The sequence below is a fragment of the Falsiroseomonas sp. HC035 genome (assembly GCF_050563525.1).
In the GTDB taxonomy this organism is placed as follows: Bacteria; Pseudomonadota; Alphaproteobacteria; order Acetobacterales; family Acetobacteraceae; genus Falsiroseomonas.
On the sequence record NZ_JBNXUN010000009.1, the window covers coordinates 114,629 to 132,372 of the forward strand.

Consider the following 17,744-nt stretch of genomic DNA (forward strand, 5'->3'; position numbering starts at 1 on the left):
CCTCAAACCCGCATCAAATGCACCTCGATGGAGGGCCGCTTGCGCATGCGCCGCCCCACAGCCTTGCGCACCGCGGTCCGCGCGGCTTCGCGCAGCAGTCCGTCCTCGCGCTTCAAGTTGCCCGGCATCTCCGTGACCGCACGTGCCAGGTCGGCGGCGATCTGGCCGGATTCCTCGCCGGTTTCCTCGAACAGACCAGGTGCCGAGATCTGCGGCCGGCCCAGGACCTTGCCGGACCCGTCCACCACGAACGACGCCACGATGACGCCGTTCAGCAGCATCTTCTTGCGTGCCGCCAGCACGTCGCCGTCCAGCCGCAGCAGGCGGTCGCCATCGATGGCAAGGCGCCCGACGGGCACGCTCTCCACCACATCGACCTTGCCGGGAGCGAGGCGCAGCACGTCGCCATCCTCGATGACATGGGCGATGGCGCCCAGGCTCTCGGCGAGGTTTGCGTGCTCGTTCATGTGGCGCCATTCGCCGTGCACCGGCACCGCGTATTTCGGCCGCACCAGCTGGTACAGCCGCTTCAGCTCGTCCCGCGCCGGATGGCCGGAGACATGGACCATGTGGTCCTCCGCCGTCATCACCCGCACGCCGGCGCGCGAAAGCTCGTCCTGCACCCGCAGGATGGCGCGCTCGTTGCCCGGGATCATGCGGGAGGAATAGATCACGGTGTCGCCCTCCCCCATCGAGATGTGCGGGTGGGTGTCGGCCGCGATCTTGGTGAGCGCGCTGCGCGGCTCACCCTGGCTGCCGGTGCAGATGACCAGCAGCCGGTCGTCGGAGACGTCGTTTGCCTCGTCCTCGGTCAGGAAGGGCGGCAGGCTGCGGAGGTAGCCGCATTCCCGCGCCGAGGCGTCGGCATTGCGGAGCGACCGGCCGAAGAGCGCCACCTCCCGCCCCGCGGCGCGTGCCGCCAGGGTGATGGATTCGATGCGCGCCAGATTGGTGGAGAAGCAGGAAACGGCGATGCGGCCCTTCAGGCCCTTGATCAACGCCGCCAGGTTGCGCCGAACCTCGGCCTCGCTGCCGGAATGGCCCTCGACCATGGCGTTGGTGCTGTCGCAGACCATGGCCAGCACGCCCTCGTCGCCCAGGCGCCCGAAGGCGGCCTCGTCCGTCGGCGGGCCGATCAGCGGGTTGGGGTCCAGCTTCCAGTCGCCGGTGTGCAGGATGGTGCCGTGCTTCGTGCGGATCGCCAGTGCCTGCGGCTCCACGATGGAGTGCGCGACGCGCAGGAATTCGAGGTCGAACGGCGCAAGGTTCCAGCGGCCGCCGAGCGGGATGGTGATGATCTCCGCCTGCTGCAGCAGCCCCGCCTCGCCGAGTTTCCGGCGCAGCACGCTGGCCGTGAACGGTCCGGCATAGATCGGGCAGCGCAGCTTCGGCCAAAGGTGCGCCACCGCGCCGACATGGTCCTCATGCGCGTGGGTGATCACCAGCCCCACCAGCTTGTCGCGCCGCTCCGCCAGCCAAGCCGGGTCCGGCACCATGACGTCGACTTCCGGGTGCTCCGATCCCCCGAAACCGAGGCCGCAATCCACCGCCAGCAGTGCGCCATCGCAGCGGTAGACGTTGAAGTTGAGTCCAATTTCCCCCGTCCCGCCGAGCGGGATGAAGGCGAGGTCACCAGTCATTCTTTTTGTTCCAGTCTTGTGTAGCGTGTTCGATCTCGTGGCGCTTCGCGTCGTCTCGCCTGCTGCGCCGCCCCGTCGCCATCATGGGCGCCAGGGGTCGCGTCAGGGGTCGTCGCGTCGCGCGGTACGAGTAAAGATGGGGGCGGGGTTGCGGCTCGCCAACAGGCGCAACCCGTCCAAAGTCGTATCCTGGTCGGTCGTTTCGATCACGGTGGTGCCTTCGGCGAACAGAGGCGCCAGCCCGCCGGTCGCGATCACCTTCAGATTGCCGACCGGATGTTCCTCCTGCTCCGCCCGGATCCGGGCGACGATACCTTCGATCAACCCGACATAGCCCCAATAGATGCCGGACTGCATCGCCGCCACCGTATTCCGTCCCACCACGGCCTGCGGCCGGCCGATGCCGATGCGCGGCAGCCGCGCCGCGGCCCGGTGCAGCGCCTCGATCGACAGGTTGATGCCTGGCGCGATGACGCCGCCGAGATAGGCGCCATCGAGGCCGACCACGTCAAAGGTGGTCGCGGTGCCGAAATCAATGACGATCAGCGGCCCGCCGTAGCGTTGATGCGCCGCCAGTGCGTTCAGCAGGCGGTCCGCGCCCACCTCGTGCGGTGCGTCGACGCGGATGTCGAAGCCCCAGTCGAGGTTGGCGCGCGCGATCAGTGGCTCGCAGTCGAACCATTCGCGGGACAGTCGACGCAGGTTGTACAGCGCGGCAGGTACCACCGTGCCGATGACGCAGCGCTTGATGTCCGTGGCCCTCAACCCGCAGTGCTGCAACAGCGCCAGCAGCCACACCGCGTATTCGTCGGAGGTCCGCTCCGCATCGGTGCGGATGCGCCAGCGCCCGCGCCACTCGCGACCGTCATGCACGGCGAAGACGACGTTGGTATTGCCCGCATCCACCGCCAGCAGCATTGTCTCAACCCGTCCCTGCGATCTCGCCGCTGGCAATGGCGTGCACCCGGCCGCCCGTTGCGAGCAGCAGGCTGCCATCCTCGGCCAGGCCGGCGTAGCGTCCGGCGATGCCGCCGCGAATCGCCAGATGCTGGTCCAGCTTCGGCCCACGCGCCATCCAGGCCGCGCGGATCGCACCGAACCCCTCGACCAGCCAGGCGCGCCGCCAGCGATCCAGCGCCGCCAGCAGGGCCACCGCCACATCCTCCGGCGGCACGGCGCCGAGGCAGGTGGTCGCCCGATCCTCCAGCGCCGGCGCCACGGCGAGGTTGGCGCCGAGGCCGATCACCAGCCAGTCCATCCGCCCCTCGGCATCCGAGGCGCTTTCGCAGATCAGCCCGGCGAGCTTGGCCTCGCCCAGAAGCACGTCATTCGGCCACTTCAGCGTGATGGCGCCAGGATCCGGGGCGAAGCCCGCCAGCGCATCCGCCAGCGCCACCGCGCCCAGCAGGGACCACCGCCCCGCCTCTCGCGCCGGCCCAGCCGGGCGCAGCAGGACCGAGAGGTACATGTTTCCCGCCGGGCTTTCCCAGCGCCTTCCGTCCCGCCCACGCCCGCCGGTCTGCCGCCGCGCCAGCACCGCCAGCCCCTCCGGCTCCCCGGCCGCGGCGAGGCGCAGCAAAAGGTCACTGGTCGAGATCAGGCTTTCATGCACCCGCAGCCGCCAACCAGGCGGAATGGCGGTCACAGCAACGAAGCCACCGCCGCCTGCGCGAGCGCGATGATCGGTGCCGGGAACAGGAAGAACAGCACCGTCAGGATGCCCGTGCCGGCCATCACCACCGTGAGGCCAGCCGGGCGCGCGTCCAGCGCCTCCTCACCCGCGTCGAAGTACATCACCTTGACGATGCGCAGGTAGTAGTAGGTGGCGACGACGCTGGTACCGATGCCGACCGCGGCCAGCACCCAGTAGCCGCCCTGCACCGCCGCCAGGAACACGTAGAGCTTGCCGAAGAAGCCGGCGAGCGGCGGGATTCCGGCCATGGAGAACATGAACACCGCCATCCACATGGCCATCGCCGGATCCGTGCGGCCGAGGCCCGCCAGGTCGTCCACCTGCTCCAGCGCCCGGCCGCGGCGGCGCATCGCCACCAGCACGGCGAAGGTGCCGATGGAGGTCACCATGTAGATCGCCATGTACACCAGCACGCCGCGCAGCCCGACATCGCTGGCGACCGCGAGGCCCATCAGCGCGTAGCCGACATGGCCGATGGATGAGTAGGCCATCAGCCGCTTGATGTTGCGCTGCCCGATTGCGGCGAAGGCACCCAGCAGCATGGAGCCCACCGAGGCCACCCAGATCACCTGCTGCCACTGCCCCGCCAGGTCCTGGAACGGTCCGGCGAGCACGCGCATCAGCAGGGCGATGGCGGCCACCTTCGGCGCCGTGGCGAAGAAGGCGGTCACTGGCGTCGGCGCGCCTTCATACACGTCGGGCGTCCACATGTGGAACGGCACGGCCGAGATCTTGAAGCACAGCCCGGCCAGCACGAAGACCAGTCCGACGACCAGGCCCATCCCGGCCTGCCCGCCCACCAAGGCATCCGCGACCTGGTCAAAATTGGTGCTGCCCGAGAAGCCATAGATCAGCGAGGAGCCGTACAGCAGCAGGCCGGAAGCCAGCGCGCCAAGCACGAAGTACTTGAGGCCCGCTTCCGCACTGCGCGGATTGTCACGGTCGAAGGCCGCGATGACATAGAGCGACAGGGACAGCAGCTCGAGCCCGATATACAGCGACATCAGGTCGTTGGCGGACACCATCACCATCATGCCGACGGTCGCGAACAGCATGAGCACGGCGTACTCAAAGCGCCCGATGCCGGCCTTCATGTTGAAATCGAGCGCCAGCACCAGGCCACCCGCGGCACCGAGCAGGATCAGTACCTTGGCGAAGCGGCTGAAGGCATCGGAGACGTATTGCCCGAGGAAGGCGGTGCCATCCCCCTGCCCCATCACCAGAACCGCCGTCAGCACGAGGCCGCCAATCACTGCCATGGAGACAGGGAAGAACGTCTCCCGCTTCGGGATCACGCCCCCCACCAGCACCAGCAGCCCGAGGACGCCGAGGACTATTTCCGGCGTGGCCAGTTCCCAGTTCATCGCGCTCACATCCCGGCCAGTCGTGCGGCGCCCAGTGCCGCTTCATGGCGCGCCAACAGCGCGGCCACGGTCGCTTCGAAGAAGTTCAGGAAGGAGGAGGGGTAGACCCCCATCCAGATCGTCAGCAGGATCAGCGGCGCGAAGGTCGCGTACTCCCTCGGGCTGAGGTCGAGCAGCGCCTTCAGGTCATCCCGCACGATCTTCCCGAAGATTACGCGGCGATACAGGTACAGCGCATAGGCCGCGCCCAGGATCATGCCCATCGCGGCGCCGAGTGCGACCCACGGGTTCACCCGGAAGGCTCCGACGATCACCAGCAGTTCGCCCGGGAAGCCGGCGAGCCCCGGCAGCGCGACGCTCGCCATGGTGAACACCATGAAGACCAGCGCATAGGCCGGCATCACCTTCGCGACGCCGCCATACCGCGCGATCTCGCGCGAATGCACCCGGTCGTACAGCACCCCGACGCAGAGGAACAAGGCGCCGGAGACGACGCCATGGCTCAGCATGGTGAACAGGGCGCCGGACAGCCCCTGCGCCGTGAAGGTGAAGATGCCGAGCGTCACGATGCCCATATGCGCGATGGACGAATAGGCAATCAGCTTCTTCATGTCCTCCTGCGCCAGCGCCACCAGGCTGGTGTAGATCACCGCGATGACCGACAGCGCGAAGATCAGCGGCGCGAAGTCGGCGGAGGCCTGCGGCAGCAGCGGCAGCGAGAAGCGCAGGAAGCCATAGGCGCCCATCTTCAGCAGCACGCCCGCCAGGATGACGGACCCGGCGGTCGGCGCCTCCACATGCGCATCCGGCAGCCAAGTGTGCACCGGCCACATCGGCACCTTCACGGCGAAGGACGCGAAGAAGGCCAGGAACAGCCAGAACTGCATCTGCGGCGAGAAGGTCTGCTGCATCAGCGCCGGGATGTCGGTGGTGCCGGCCTGGTACCAGATCGCCAGGATCGCCAGCAGCATCAGCAGGCTGCCCGCCAGCGTATAGAGGAAGAACTTCAGCGCGGCATACACCCGGCGCTGGCCGCCCCAGATGCCGATGATGAGGAACATCGGGATCAGCACGGCCTCGAAGAAGATGTAGAACAGCACGAAGTCCAGAGCGGCGAACATGCCGATCATCATGGACTCGAGCACCAGGAACGCGACCATGTACTCGCGCACCCGGGTCTGCACGCTCTCCCACGACGCGAGGATGCAGAGCGGCGTCAGGATGGTCGACAGCAGGATGAACAGCACCGAGATGCCATCGACGCCCATGTGGTAGCCGACGCCGAATTCCGGCAGCCACTGCGCGCGCTCGACGAATTGGAACTCGGCCGTGGTCTGGTCGAAGCCGCCCCACAGCAGCAGCGACAGCGCCAGCGTGATCAGGCTGGCCCAAAGCGCTGTCCAACGCGCGTTGCGGGCGACCACCGCCTCCTCACCCCGCACCGTCATGATGATCAGCGCGCCGACCAGCGGCAGGAAGGTGACGAGGCTCAGCAGGGGAAACCCGGCGGCATTCATCGGGAGGGCATTCCAACCAGAAGAAGGCTCACGAACAGCACCAACCCGATGATCATGGTGAAGGCATAGCTGGCGACACGCCCTGACTGCAGCCGCACCGCACCGCCAGCGACACCGACCGCCATGGCAGCCGCACCGTTCGGCATGCCGTCGATCAGGCGGCCATCGCCGGTCTTCCACAATGCGCGCGCGAGATACAGGGCCGGACGGACGAAGATCGCGTCGTACAGCTCGTCGAAGTACCACTTGTTCAGCAGGAAGCGGTGCACGCCGGCGAAGCTGGCGGCCAGCTTACCCGGCAGGCTGGGCACGAACATGTACATCACATAGGCCAGCGCGATGCCCGCCACGCCCACTACGGTCGGTGCCAGCGGCACCCATTCCGGCACGTGGTGCGCGTGTTCCAGCACATGGTTGGTGGCGGCGGTAAAGATCGAGCCGTTCCAGAAATGCGCCTGATGCTCGCCTACGAACAACCCGTAGAACTCGTAGCCTGCCATCACCGCCCCGACGCCGAGCAGCAGGAGCGGCACCATCATGGTCCACGGGCTTTCATGCACGTGCTCCATGGTGTGGTGGTCAGCACGCGGCTTGCCGTGGAAGGTTAGGATGATCAGGCGCCAGGAATAGAAGGCCGTCAGGAAGGCGGCGAGCAGGCCCATCGCGAAGGCGTACATGCCGGCGTTGCTATGCGCGGCGTAGGCCACCTCCAGCACCATGTCCTTCGAGTAGTAGCCGGCGAAATACGGCACGCCGGCCAGCGCCAGCGAGCCGATCCACATCAGGCCATAGGTCATCGGGATCTTGCGCCAGATGCCGCCCATGCGCCGGATATCCTGTTCGTCCGACATCGCATGGATCACGCTGCCGGCGCCGAGGAACAGCAGCGCCTTGAAGAAGGCGTGCGTGAACAGATGGAACATCGCAGCCTGGTACGCGCCGACACCCACCGCGAAGAACATGTAGCCAAGCTGCGAGCAGGTCGAATAGGCGATGATGCGCTTGATGTCGTTCTGCACGCAGCCGATCGTCGCTGCGAAGATCGCCGTGGTGGCGCCGACGATGGTGATGATGGTCAGCGTTACCGGCGCGTATTCCAGCACCGGCGACATGCGCACCATCAGGAACACGCCCGCCGTCACCATCGTCGCCGCATGGATCAGCGCCGAGACCGGCGTCGGCCCCTCCATCGCATCCGGCAGCCAGGTGTGCAGCCCGATCTGCGCCGACTTGCCGCAGGCGCCGAGGAACAGCAGCAGCGCGATCACCTCCAGCGACGGCAGGCCAAGGAAGGTCGCGTCCCGCACCCGCTCGCTGGCGGCGAAGATCGTATCGAACTCGACGGACTGGAAGGTCCAGAAGGTCAGCGCCAGGCCGAGCATGAAGAACAGGTCGCCGACGCGGTTGACGATGAAGGCCTTCATCGCCGCTTTGTTTGCGCTGTCCTTCTCGTACCAGTAGCCGATCAGCAGATAGCTCGCGAGACCGACGCCTTCCCAGCCGAAGAACAGCTGCACCAGGTTGTCCGCCGTCACCAGCATCAGCATCATGAAGGTGAACAGGCTGAGGTAGGCGAAGAAGCGCGGGATTGTCGCGTCATGCGACATGTAGCCCACGGAATACAGGTGGATCAGCGTCGAGATGAAGGTGACCATCGCCACCATCACCACGCTCAGCGTGTCGTAGCGCAGCGCCCAGGAAACCTCGAAGCCGCCGACATCGATGAAGGTGAACAGCGGCGCCACGCCGGGGTTGCTGGCCAGCGCCACCTGGATGAAGGCGGCGATGCCGCAGCCCGCCGCCAGCGCCATGCAGAACACGGTGGCCCACTGCGCCGCCCGGTCGCCGATCCAGCGCCCGAGGAACCCGGCGATGCAGGCCCCGAGCAGTGGGAAGAAAATCGCGCCCACAAACATCGGTTCAGCCCCTCAGCGTGGACACGTCGTCCACCTCGATCGTGCCGCGGTTGCGGAAGTGAATGACGACGATGGCGAGCCCGATAGCCGCCTCCGCCGCCGCGACCGTCAGGATGAACATCGCGAAGATCTGGCCGGTCAGGTCGCCCAGCTGCGCCGAGAAGGCGACCAGGTTCAGGTTCACCGACAGCAGGATGAGTTCGACCGACATCAGGATGACGATGATGTTCTTGCGGTTCAGGAAGATGCCGAGGATGCCCAGCACGAACAGGATGGCACCGACCGTGAGGTAGTGCGCGAGGCCGATGGCCAGCATCAGTGGTGCCCCCCGCCGTGATGTTCGACTTGCTTGGCAGGCTTGGGCGCATCAACCGGCGGTCGCTCGATACCAATCTCGCCGAGACCCGCTCCGCTTCGCACCTGTCGCAATTGCACGCTGCCTGCGCGCGAAACCTGCTTCGAGATGTCCTGCCGCTTGGAAACCGGCTTGCCACGCAGTGTCAGCACGATAGCGCCGATCATCGCCACCAACAGGATCAGCCCGGAAAGCTGGAACAGCCAGACGAAGTCCGTATAGAGGATGCGCCCGATCGCCCGCGTGTTGTCCACGCCGACCGGCGTCGGATTGAGTCGCAACGCCGTCGCGTCGCTTGCGAAAGTCCAGGACCCGAAGACGAAGATCAGCTCCAGGAACAAGATCGCGCCGACCACGGCGCCGATCGGCGCGTAGCGCTGGAATCCTTCCCGGATCGCGGAAAAGTCCACGTCCAGCATCATCACGACGAACAGGAACAGCACCGCCACCGCGCCGACATAGACAATGACCAGGATCATCGCCAGGAACTCAGCCCCCGCGATCAGGAACAGGGCGGCCGCGTTGAAGAAGGCCAGGATCAGGAACAGCACGGAATGAACAGGGTTGCGGCTGGTCACCACCATGACCGCGCTGGCGATCAGCACGGCGGCGAAGACATAGAAGGCTAGGGCGGCGATCATCGTCCCGTCTTTCAGCGATACGGCGCGTCGAGTTCGAGGCGCTTGGCCAGGACGGCTTCCCACCGATCGCCGTTGTCCAGCAGCCGCGCCTTGTCATACAGCAGCTCAGACCGCGTCTCGGTGGCAAATTCCAGGTTCGGCCCCTCGACGATCGCATCCACCGGGCAGGCTTCCTCGCACATGCCGCAGTAGATGCACTTCGTCATGTCGATATCGTACCGCGTAGTGCGACGGGACCCGTCCTCGCGCGGCTCGGCCTCGATGGTGATGGCCAGCGCCGGGCACACGGCCTCGCACAGCTTGCAGGCGATGCAGCGCTCCTCCCCGTTCGGGTAGCGACGCAGCCCGTGCTCGCCCTTGAAGCGCGGCGACAGCGGCGTCTTCTCATACGGGTAGTTGATCGTCGCCTTGCGGCTGAAGAACTGCTTTAGCGTCAGCGCCATGCCGCCGACCAGCTCAGTCAGCAGCAGGCTGCGTGCGACGCGGTCCAGGGTTGCCATGGGTCAGACTCCTACCGGCAGCAGGCCGAAGATCTTCAGCACCGCGGCGGTCAGCACCAGCCACACCAGGCTGAACGGCAGGAACACCTTCCAGCCCAGCCGCATCAACTGGTCGTAGCGATAGCGGGGAAAGGTCGCGCGGACCCAGACGAAGACGAACAGGCAGAAGCAGATCTTCAGCACGAACCACAGCGGCCCGAGCGCCGGCAGCAGCCCGAACGGCCCGTACCAGCCACCGAGGAACAGAATGGTGATGAGCGCGCTCATCAGGATCATGTTCGCGTATTCGCCGAGGAAGAACAACGCGAAGGACATCGAGGAGTATTCGACGAAGAACCCCGCCACCAGCTCGCTTTCGCCTTCCGGAAGGTCGAATGGCGCACGGTTGGTCTCGGCGAGCGCACTGATGAACATGATGACGAACATCGGGAACAGCGGGAAGATGAACCACATTCCCTCCTGCGCCCGCACGATGGCCGACAGGTTCAGCGACCCCACGCACAGCAGCACCGTGACGATGACGAAGCCCATCGAGACTTCGTAGCTGACCATCTGCGCCGCGCTGCGCAGCGCGCCGAGGAAGGCGTATTTCGAGTTCGACGCCCAGCCCGCGATGATGATTCCGTAGACGCCGAGAGACGAGATCGCAAACAGGTACAGGATGCCCACATTGATATCGGCAATCGCCCAGCCATCGTTTACCGGAATCACCGCCCAGGCCAGCATCGCCAGCATGAAGGTGATCATCGGTGCCATGATGAACAACGCGCGCGATGCGCCGGAAGGTATGATGGTCTCCTTCATCAGCATCTTGATGGCATCGGCGAAGGGCTGGAGCATGCCGAACGGGCCGACGACATTCGGCCCCTTCCGCATCTGCATCGCGGCCAGCACCTTGCGTTCCGCCCAGGTGAGGTAGGCGACGCCCAGCAGCAACGGCACCAGCAGCGCCATCGCCTGCGCGACCGTCAGCGCCAGCACGCCGACCGGCGTGGCGAGGAAAGCATCCATTCCTGCTACTCCGCCGCGACCGGCACAGACGCGCCGTAGGTCGCCGCACATTCCGCCATCACGTCCGAGGCGCGCGAGATCACGTCCGCCTGGTGGTAGTTCACCAGCGGGAGGACGAACGGCGTGTCATCCATCGCGCCGGCATCACCCGCCGGACCGGCAGCGTCTGCGCAGAACGGCCGTTCGAAGGCCTCTCGCAGCGGCATCGCATCCCGCAGCTGCGGCAAGGTGTCGAAGGGCAGGGTCACGCCCAATGCAGCGCTTGCGGCTCGGATGATGCGCCAATCCTCGCGAGCCTCACCCGGCGGATACACCGCCAGGTGGCCGCGCTGAACGCGACCCTCGGTATTCAGCCAGGTGCCGTCCTTCTCGGTATAGGCGGCGCCCGGCAGGATCACATCGGCACGGCCCGCGATACGGTCACCATGATGGCCCTGGTAGATGACGAAGGTAGCCGGCGGGATCGCCCCCGGGTCCAGCCCATCCGCGCCGAGCAGCCAGAGCGCGTCGACGCCACCGCCCAGCATCTGGCCGAGATCCCTGCCACCGGCGCCCGGCAGGAAGCCGAGGTCCAGCGCGCCCACCTGCCCGCCGAACAGGTGCAGCAGGTTGAAGCCGTGCCAATCGGATCGCAGCGCATCTGCCGCCTTCGCCACAGCCCAGGCCGCGGCCAGCACCGCCAGGCCATCAGCCCGCGCGAGCGCGCCACGCCCGAGCAGCACCATCGGCTTCTTCGCGCCGCGCAGCGTGTCCATGAACGGGTGGGAGCCATCCAGCAGTGCGCGGATCGCCTCCGGCCCCTCACCCAGATGCTCATGACCATAGGTCAGGTCCAGCCCCGCCGGCCCAATGCGCCCGACCGGGAAGCGCCCCGCGGCCCAGCGCTTGCGGATGCGCGCGTTGATGACGGGGGCTTCGGTCCGCGGATTGCTGCCGATGATCAGCAGCGCATCCGCTTCCTCAATGCCCGCGATCGTCGTGTTGAAGCGGTAGAAATCCGGCCGCGTCGTATCGAGCGCCGCACCATCCTGGCGGCAGTCCAGGTTTGTCGAACCCAGCTTCGCCATCAGCGCTTTCAGCGCGAACAGGCTCTCGCCATCGACCAGGTCGCCAGCGATGGCGCCGATCCGGTCTCCCGACATGTCACGCAGCTTCCCTGCGATCGCCGCGAAGGCCTCCTCCCAGCTTGCCGCCTTCAGACGCCCCTCGACGCGAAGCCATGGCCGATCAAGCCGCTTGCGCTTAAGCCCGTCGAAGGAGAAGCGGCCGCGGTCGGCCATCCACTCCTCGTTCACCTCGTCATTGATGCGCGGGATGATGCGCAGCACTTCCGGCCCGCGCGTATCGATGCGGATGTTGGTGCCGGTCGCGTCCAACACGTCGATCCCCTCCGTCTTCCGCAACTCCCAGGGCCGCGAGACGAAGGCGTAGGGGCGCGAGGTCAGTGCGCCGACCGGGCAGATGTCGATCAGGTTGCCGGACAGCTCGCTGGTCAGCGCCTTCTCGACATAGGTCCCGACTTCCATCGATTCGCCACGACCCGTCGCACCCATCTCCGGCACGCCGGCCACTTCCGCGGCGAAGCGGACGCAGCGCGTGCAGTGGATGCAGCGGGTCATGATCGTCTTGATCAGCGGCCCGACATACTTGTCCTTCACGGACCGCTTGGCTTCGCGATAGCGGCTGTGGTCCATGCCGTAGGCGACAGCCTGGTCCTGCAGGTCGCACTCGCCGCCTTGGTCGCAGATCGGGCAATCGAGCGGGTGGTTGATCAGCAGAAATTCCATGACGCCACGCCGCGCGTTTCGCACGACGGGGCTGTCCGTCTTCACCACCATGCCATCCGCGACCGGATAGGCGCAGGAGGCGACGGGCTTCGGCGCCTTCTCCACTTCCACCAGGCACATCCGGCAATTGCCGGCGACGCTCAGGCGCTCGTGGTAGCAGAAGCGCGGGATTTCCTTGCCGGCCGCCTCGCAGGCCTGCAGCACCGTGGCCCCGTTCGGGACCTCGACCTCGATCCCGTCGACCGTGACCTTCGCCATGACCTTACTCCGCCGCCAGCGGCAGCGCCGCCGGCTTCGCATGACGCGCCTTGTACTCGGCGATGCGCGCTTCCATCACCGGTCGGTAGTGCCGGATCAGGCCCTGCACCGGCCATACGCCACCATCTGCCAACGCACAGATCGTGTGCCCCTCGATGCGCCGCGTCACTTCCTCCAGCACGTCGATCTCCTCGACCTCCGCGCGGCCCTGCACCATCCGGTCCATCATGCGGCTGACCCAGCCCATGCCCTCGCGGCACGGCGTGCACTGGCCGCAGCTCTCATGCTTGTAGAAGCGCGACAGGCGGGCAATGGCGCGGACGATGTCGGTCGACTTGTCCATGACGATGACGCCCGCCGTGCCGAGTCCCGACTTGTGCTCGCGCAGCGCGTCGAAATCCATCAGCACGTCGTCGCAGATGTGCTTCGGCAGCAGCGGCGTGGAACTGCCGCCGGGGATAACGCAGAGTAGGTTGTCCCAGCCGCCGCGCACGCCGCCGGCGTGGCGTTCGATGAGCTCCCGCATCGGGATGCTCATCTCCTCCTCCACGTTGCAGGGCTTGTTCACATGGCCCTGGATGCAGAAGATCTTCGTGCCGGAGTTCTTCGGGCGGCCGAAGCCCGCGAACCACGCGGCACCTCGCCGCAGGATGGTCGGCACCACCGCGATGGTCTCGACGTTGTTCACCGTGGTCGGGCAGCCGTAAAGGCCGACGGCCGCCGGGAATGGCGGCTTCAGCCGCGGCATGCCCTTCTTGCCCTCAAGCGATTCGATCAGCGCCGTCTCTTCGCCGCAGATGTAGGCGCCCGCGCCACGGTGCACATACAGGTCGAAGTCCCAGCCCGAGCCCGCCGCATTGGCGCCGAGCAGCCCCGCCGCATAGGCCTCCTCGATGGCGGCCTCCAGCACCAGGCTCTCGTTGTAGTACTCGCCGCGGATGTAGATGTAGCCGGCATGCGCGCCCATCGCGAAGCCGGCGATCAGACAGCCCTCGATCAGCGTGTGCGGATCGTGCCGGATGATGTCGCGATCCTTGCAGGTGCCAGGCTCGGACTCGTCGGCGTTTACCACCAGGTAGTGCGGCCGCTCACTCGCCTGCTTCGGCATGAAGGACCACTTCATGCCGGTCGGGAAGCCCGCGCCGCCGCGCCCGCGCAGACCAGAGGATTTCATTTCCTCGATGATCCAATCACGGCCCTTGGCAAGGATCCCGCCCGTGCCGTCCCAGTTGCCGCGCATCTGTGCCGCCGGCAGCCGCCAATCCTGCATGCCGTAAAGGTTGGTGAAAATGCGGTCCTTGTCGGAGAGTGCCATCGCCTATTCCCTCCCCGTCCCATCCATGTCGACAAGCGTCAGCGGGCCGCCCTCGGGCGCGCTGGTCTGCCGCCCGATCGTGCTGCCTGGCGTCGGCGTCTCGCCACGCTTCAGCGCCTCGAGCAACGCCACGGTGCGGTCGTAGTCGAGGTCCTCGAAGTAGTCGTCATCCACCTGCAGAACCGGCGCGTTGACGCATGCGCCGAGGCATTCGACCTCCGTCAGCGTGAACAATCCGTCGGCCGACGTCTCGCCGACCTTCACGTGTCCCGCATCGTGGCAGGCGCGCATCACGTCGTCCGAGCCACGCAGCATGCACGGCGTCGTGCCGCAAAGCTGCAGGTGGTGCCGGCCAATCGGCTTCATGTTGAACATGAAGTAGAAGGTCGCGACTTCGTAGACACGGATCGGCGCCATGCCGAGCCGCTCCGCGATCAGGTCCATCGCCACCTTCGGCACCCAGGCGCTGCCGGTGTCGCGGCCCATCTGGCGCTGCGCCACGTACAGCAACGGGATCACGCCGGACGCCCGCTTCTCTACCGGATAGCGCGCCAGGATCTTGGTGATCTGCGCCTCGCTCGCCTCGTCGAAGGCGAAGTGGCTCGGCTGCACCTTCGGCATCTGGTCGCCCGCATGGGTCGCGGACCAGCCGCCGCCCGGCGACTGCACTCCCTCATCGACGCTCACCGGTCGATCTCCCCGAACACGATGTCGAGGCTGCCGATGATGGCCACCGCATCGGCCAGCATGTGCCCCTTGGAAAGCGCCTCCATCGCCTGGAGGTGCGCGAAGCCCGGTGCGCGGATCTTGCAGCGGTACGGCTTGTTGGTGCCGTCCGCCACCATGTAGACGCCGAACTCGCCCTTCGGCGCCTCGGTCACGGTGTAGGTCGCACCTTCGGGCACGTGGTAGCCCTCGGTGTAGAGCTTGAAGTGGTGGATCAGGCTTTCCATCGACCGCTTCATCTCGCCACGCGAAGGGGGCGAGATCTTGTTGTCGGCGATCTTCACCGGACCCGGACGGATGTGGTTCAGGCACTGCTCGATCATCCGCAGGCTCTGCCGCATCTCCTGCATCCGCACCAGATAGCGGTCGTAGCAATCGCCTTGCACGCCAACGGGAATCTCAAAATCCAGTTGCTCGTACATCTCGTAGGGCTGTGACTTGCGCAGGTCCCAGGCGCAGCCGGAGGCGCGCAGGCACGGACCACTGAAGCCCCAGGACATCGCCTGTTCGGCCGACATCACGCCGATATCCACGGTGCGCTGCTTGAAGATCCGGTTTTCCGTCAGCAGGCCCTCGAGCTTGTCGAGAAAGGCGGGGAACTGCCGGCACCAGATGCCGATCCGGTCCTCCAGCCCCGCCGGCAGGTCGCGCGACACGCCACCCGCCCGGAAGTAGTTCACATGGTAGTGCGAGCCACCGACCTGCTCGTAGAACTCCAGCAGATGCTCGCGCTGCTCGAAGCCCCACAGCGACGGCGTGATGGCGCCGACGTCGAGCGCGTAGGTCGTCACGTTCAGCAGGTGGTTCAGGATTCTCGTGATCTCCGCGAACATCGTGCGGATCCACTTCGCGCGAAGCGGCACGTCGTCCTCGATGCCAAGCAGCCGCTCGACCGCCAGCACGAAGCTGTGCTCCATGCACATTGGCGACACGTAATCGAGCCGGTCCATGTACGGCATGGCCTGCAGGTACGTCTTGTACTCGATCAGCTTCTCGGTGCCGCGATGCAGAAGGCCGATATGCGGATCGGCACGCTCCACCACCTCGCCCTTCATCTCCAGGATCAGCCGCAGCACGCCATGCGCCGCCGGGTGCTGCGGGCCGAAATTGATGGTGTGCGTCTCGGCGTCGAACAGCTTCTGCGAAGCGTTCGGGCCATCGATCTGCGGCAGGCCGCTGATGAGTTCGGTGCTCATGCTTTCGGCCCTTCGATCTGGCCACGTTCCGCGCGTGTCAGATGCACCTTCTCGTCACCCGGAAGCGTGGTCATGCCTTCCCAGGGCGATAGGAAATCGAACGTCCGGAAATCCTGCGTCAGCGTCACAGGCTCGTTCACCACCTGCTTGCGGCTTTCGTCGTAGCGGACCTGCACATGGCCAGTCAGCGGGAAGTCCTTGCGCAGCGGATGACCCTCAAACCCGTAATCGGTCAGCAGGCGGCGCAGATCCGGCTGATTCTCGAACACGATGCCGTACATGTCCCAGGCCTCGCGCTCGTACCAGGTCGCAACCGGCCACAGTCCGGACAGGCTCGGCACCGGCGTTGCCTCATCCGTCGAAACCACCACCCGCACGCGCCGATTGGTTGCGAGCGACAGCAGGTTGCACACCACCTCGAATCGCTCTGCGCGCTCCGGCCAGTCGACACCGCACAGATCCATCAACTGCTCGAAGCCGAAGCGCGGATCGTCGCGCAGCATCGCCATCAGCGGCACCAGCGATTCGCGCCGCGCGCGCACGACAAGTTCGGCGCCGCGCTCGACAAAAACCTCGACCACCGCGTGCCCTGCGGCCTCCGCGATCGTCGTCCCCAGTTCCTGCAGGTCAGCCACGAAGAATGCTCCCCGTCCGGCGGATCTTCTTCTGCAACTGCAGGATCCCGTAGACCAGCGCCTCCGCCGTTGGCGGGCAGCCCGGGACGTACACGTCCACCGGCACGATCCGGTCGCAGCCGCGCACGACGCTGTAGCTGTAGTGGTAGTACCCGCCGCCATTGGCGCAGGAGCCCATGGAGATCACCCAGCGCGGCTCGCTCATCTGGTCGTAGACCTTGCGTAGCGCGGGGGCCATCTTGTTGGTCAGCGTTCCGGCCACGATCATCACGTCGCTCTGTCGCGGCGACCCGCGGGGGATGATGCCGAATCGATCAAGGTCGTAGCGCGCCATGTAGGCGTGGATCATCGGCACCGCGCAGCAGGCCAGGCCGAAGGTCATCGGCCACAAGCTGCCCGTACGCGCCCAGTTCACCACCTTGTCGAGGTTGGCGATGACGAAGCCTTTTTCCTCGATCTCACCGGTGATGCCCTTCACCACCGAATCCTGCGCCGGACCCGGAGGCAGCGCCTCGCGGTTCCAGGCGATGTCGTTCGTGTTCGAGATGCTCATGCCATTCTCCGGGCGCCCCGCCGGCGCCCCGCAACAGGCTTCATTCCCACTCCAGCGCACCCTTGCGCCACTCATAGATGAACCCGACCGTCAGGACGCCCAGGAAGCCCATCATCGACAGGAAGCCGAACCAGCCGATCTCGCCCAGCGTCACCGCCCAGGGGAACAAGAACGCCACTTCCAGGTCGAAAATGATGAAGAGGATGGCGACCAGGTAGAACCGGACGTCGAATTTGCGGCGCGTGTCGTCGAAAGGCTCGAAGCCGCACTCATAGGCTGAGAGCTTCTCGGCGTAGGGCTTCTGCTTCGCGGCCAGCAACGCCCCGCCCACCATCGCGCTGGCGATGACGGCGGCGATCCCCAGGAACACCAGGATCGGGAAATACTCTGCCAGCAGCGGCTCGGTCATTGGTGCCTCGGCTGTCCTTGCTGTCCGGCCGCCCTGCGAAGGCCGGGAAGTTCGATCTGCGCGCCAAGGCAGGGCTTATCTGCGCCAATCCCGCAGGCCCTACCCATTCGCGTTGCAGCGCAGCGCAGATTAGCCCCGCAGCGCCTGCTCCGCCATAGCCTCACTGCGTGATGGAAGCATTGACATCCGCAACGACGACGCCATGGGCATGAAAAGGATATAGGGCCC

The 17,744-nt window shown here is 66.2% G+C and carries 17 protein-coding genes; all 17 read right to left on the reverse strand.

What is annotated here, in order from left to right; all coding sequences use genetic code 11:
- Positions 1 to 2: 2 nt before the first annotated feature.
- Entirely contained in the window at positions 3 to 1,640 is a 1,638-nt protein-coding gene (locus ACLF3G_RS18975) for a ribonuclease J (RefSeq protein WP_430670967.1), read from the reverse strand.
- Positions 1,641 to 1,742: 102 nt separating this feature from the next.
- Positions 1,743 to 2,558, reverse strand: coding sequence for a type III pantothenate kinase (locus ACLF3G_RS18980; RefSeq protein ID WP_430670968.1), 816 nt, complete (start codon positions 2,556 to 2,558; stop codon positions 1,743 to 1,745).
- Between the two features lie 4 nt (positions 2,559 to 2,562).
- The gene (locus tag ACLF3G_RS18985) at positions 2,563 to 3,285 is read right to left on the reverse strand and encodes a biotin--[acetyl-CoA-carboxylase] ligase (RefSeq protein WP_430670969.1); all 723 of its coding nucleotides are present in this window, start codon (positions 3,283 to 3,285) and stop codon (positions 2,563 to 2,565) included.
- Positions 3,282 to 4,697, reverse strand: a complete 1,416-nt coding sequence (gene nuoN / locus ACLF3G_RS18990; protein WP_430670970.1) for an NADH-quinone oxidoreductase subunit NuoN — start codon at positions 4,695 to 4,697, stop codon at positions 3,282 to 3,284. The genes ACLF3G_RS18985 and nuoN overlap by 4 nt, the downstream gene beginning before the upstream one ends.
- Positions 4,698 to 4,702: 5 nt before the next feature.
- Entirely contained in the window at positions 4,703 to 6,214 is a 1,512-nt protein-coding gene (locus ACLF3G_RS18995) for an NADH-quinone oxidoreductase subunit M (protein ID WP_430670971.1), read from the reverse strand.
- Positions 6,211 to 8,130, reverse strand: a complete 1,920-nt coding sequence (gene nuoL, locus ACLF3G_RS19000; protein WP_430670972.1) for an NADH-quinone oxidoreductase subunit L — start codon at positions 8,128 to 8,130, stop codon at positions 6,211 to 6,213. The genes ACLF3G_RS18995 and nuoL overlap by 4 nt, the downstream gene beginning before the upstream one ends.
- Before the next feature lie 4 nt (positions 8,131 to 8,134).
- Positions 8,135 to 8,446: an NADH-quinone oxidoreductase subunit NuoK gene (nuoK, locus tag ACLF3G_RS19005; RefSeq protein ID WP_430670973.1), complete on the reverse strand. Its 312-nt coding sequence runs from the start codon at positions 8,444 to 8,446 to the stop codon at positions 8,135 to 8,137.
- On the reverse strand, positions 8,446 to 9,126 hold the full coding sequence (locus ACLF3G_RS19010) for an NADH-quinone oxidoreductase subunit J (protein WP_430670974.1): 681 nt from the start codon (positions 9,124 to 9,126) through the stop codon (positions 8,446 to 8,448). The genes nuoK and ACLF3G_RS19010 overlap by 1 nt, the downstream gene beginning before the upstream one ends.
- A gap of 11 nt (positions 9,127 to 9,137) precedes the next feature.
- Positions 9,138 to 9,626, reverse strand: coding sequence for an NADH-quinone oxidoreductase subunit NuoI (gene nuoI, locus ACLF3G_RS19015; protein WP_430670975.1), 489 nt, complete (start codon positions 9,624 to 9,626; stop codon positions 9,138 to 9,140).
- 3 nt (positions 9,627 to 9,629) lie between these two features.
- Positions 9,630 to 10,637, reverse strand: a complete 1,008-nt coding sequence (nuoH, locus tag ACLF3G_RS19020) for an NADH-quinone oxidoreductase subunit NuoH (protein ID WP_430670976.1) — start codon at positions 10,635 to 10,637, stop codon at positions 9,630 to 9,632.
- A gap of 5 nt (positions 10,638 to 10,642) precedes the next feature.
- Positions 10,643 to 12,682: an NADH-quinone oxidoreductase subunit NuoG gene (gene nuoG, locus ACLF3G_RS19025; RefSeq protein ID WP_430670977.1), complete on the reverse strand. Its 2,040-nt coding sequence runs from the start codon at positions 12,680 to 12,682 to the stop codon at positions 10,643 to 10,645.
- 4 nt (positions 12,683 to 12,686) lie between these two features.
- Positions 12,687 to 13,997: an NADH-quinone oxidoreductase subunit NuoF gene (nuoF, locus tag ACLF3G_RS19030; protein ID WP_430670978.1), complete on the reverse strand. Its 1,311-nt coding sequence runs from the start codon at positions 13,995 to 13,997 to the stop codon at positions 12,687 to 12,689.
- A gap of 3 nt (positions 13,998 to 14,000) precedes the next feature.
- Positions 14,001 to 14,618, reverse strand: coding sequence for a complex I 24 kDa subunit family protein (locus ACLF3G_RS19035; RefSeq protein ID WP_430671091.1), 618 nt, complete (start codon positions 14,616 to 14,618; stop codon positions 14,001 to 14,003).
- A gap of 62 nt (positions 14,619 to 14,680) precedes the next feature.
- Positions 14,681 to 15,919 carry an NADH-quinone oxidoreductase subunit D gene (locus ACLF3G_RS19040; RefSeq protein WP_430670979.1) on the reverse strand — a complete coding sequence of 413 codons (1,239 nt, stop codon included), beginning with the start codon at positions 15,917 to 15,919 and terminating at the stop codon, positions 14,681 to 14,683.
- The gene (locus ACLF3G_RS19045) at positions 15,916 to 16,536 is read right to left on the reverse strand and encodes an NADH-quinone oxidoreductase subunit C (RefSeq protein ID WP_430671092.1); all 621 of its coding nucleotides are present in this window, start codon (positions 16,534 to 16,536) and stop codon (positions 15,916 to 15,918) included. The genes ACLF3G_RS19040 and ACLF3G_RS19045 overlap by 4 nt, the downstream gene beginning before the upstream one ends.
- A gap of 10 nt (positions 16,537 to 16,546) precedes the next feature.
- Entirely contained in the window at positions 16,547 to 17,107 is a 561-nt protein-coding gene (locus ACLF3G_RS19050) for a NuoB/complex I 20 kDa subunit family protein (protein ID WP_430670980.1), read from the reverse strand.
- A 40-nt stretch (positions 17,108 to 17,147) separates the two neighbouring features.
- On the reverse strand, positions 17,148 to 17,516 hold the full coding sequence (locus tag ACLF3G_RS19055) for an NADH-quinone oxidoreductase subunit A (RefSeq protein ID WP_430670981.1): 369 nt from the start codon (positions 17,514 to 17,516) through the stop codon (positions 17,148 to 17,150).
- Positions 17,517 to 17,744: the final 228 nt, after the last annotated feature.

Coding starts and splice junctions, on each gene's coding strand:
- nuoF (WP_430670978.1), bottom strand. CDS start 13,997: ATGGCACTCTCCGACAAGGACCGCATTTTCACCAACCTTTACGGCATG.
- ACLF3G_RS19050 (WP_430670980.1), bottom strand. CDS start 17,107: ATGAGCATCTCGAACACGAACGACATCGCCTGGAACCGCGAGGCGCTG.
- nuoN (WP_430670970.1), bottom strand. CDS start 4,697: ATGAACTGGGAACTGGCCACGCCGGAAATAGTCCTCGGCGTCCTCGGG.
- nuoL (WP_430670972.1), bottom strand. CDS start 8,130: ATGTTTGTGGGCGCGATTTTCTTCCCACTGCTCGGGGCCTGCATCGCC.
- ACLF3G_RS18975 (WP_430670967.1), bottom strand. CDS start 1,640: ATGACTGGTGACCTCGCCTTCATCCCGCTCGGCGGGACGGGGGAAATT.
- nuoG (WP_430670977.1), bottom strand. CDS start 12,682: ATGGCGAAGGTCACGGTCGACGGGATCGAGGTCGAGGTCCCGAACGGG.
- ACLF3G_RS18995 (WP_430670971.1), bottom strand. CDS start 6,214: ATGAATGCCGCCGGGTTTCCCCTGCTGAGCCTCGTCACCTTCCTGCCG.
- ACLF3G_RS19040 (WP_430670979.1), bottom strand. CDS start 15,919: ATGAGCACCGAACTCATCAGCGGCCTGCCGCAGATCGATGGCCCGAAC.
- nuoK (WP_430670973.1), bottom strand. CDS start 8,446: ATGCTGGCCATCGGCCTCGCGCACTACCTCACGGTCGGTGCCATCCTG.
- nuoI (WP_430670975.1), bottom strand. CDS start 9,626: ATGGCAACCCTGGACCGCGTCGCACGCAGCCTGCTGCTGACTGAGCTG.
- ACLF3G_RS19035 (WP_430671091.1), bottom strand. CDS start 14,618: ATGCCGAAGGTGCAGCCGAGCCACTTCGCCTTCGACGAGGCGAGCGAG.
- ACLF3G_RS18980 (WP_430670968.1), bottom strand. CDS start 2,558: ATGCTGCTGGCGGTGGATGCGGGCAATACCAACGTCGTCTTCGCCGTG.
- nuoH (WP_430670976.1), bottom strand. CDS start 10,637: ATGGATGCTTTCCTCGCCACGCCGGTCGGCGTGCTGGCGCTGACGGTC.
- ACLF3G_RS19055 (WP_430670981.1), bottom strand. CDS start 17,516: ATGACCGAGCCGCTGCTGGCAGAGTATTTCCCGATCCTGGTGTTCCTG.
- ACLF3G_RS19010 (WP_430670974.1), bottom strand. CDS start 9,126: ATGATCGCCGCCCTAGCCTTCTATGTCTTCGCCGCCGTGCTGATCGCC.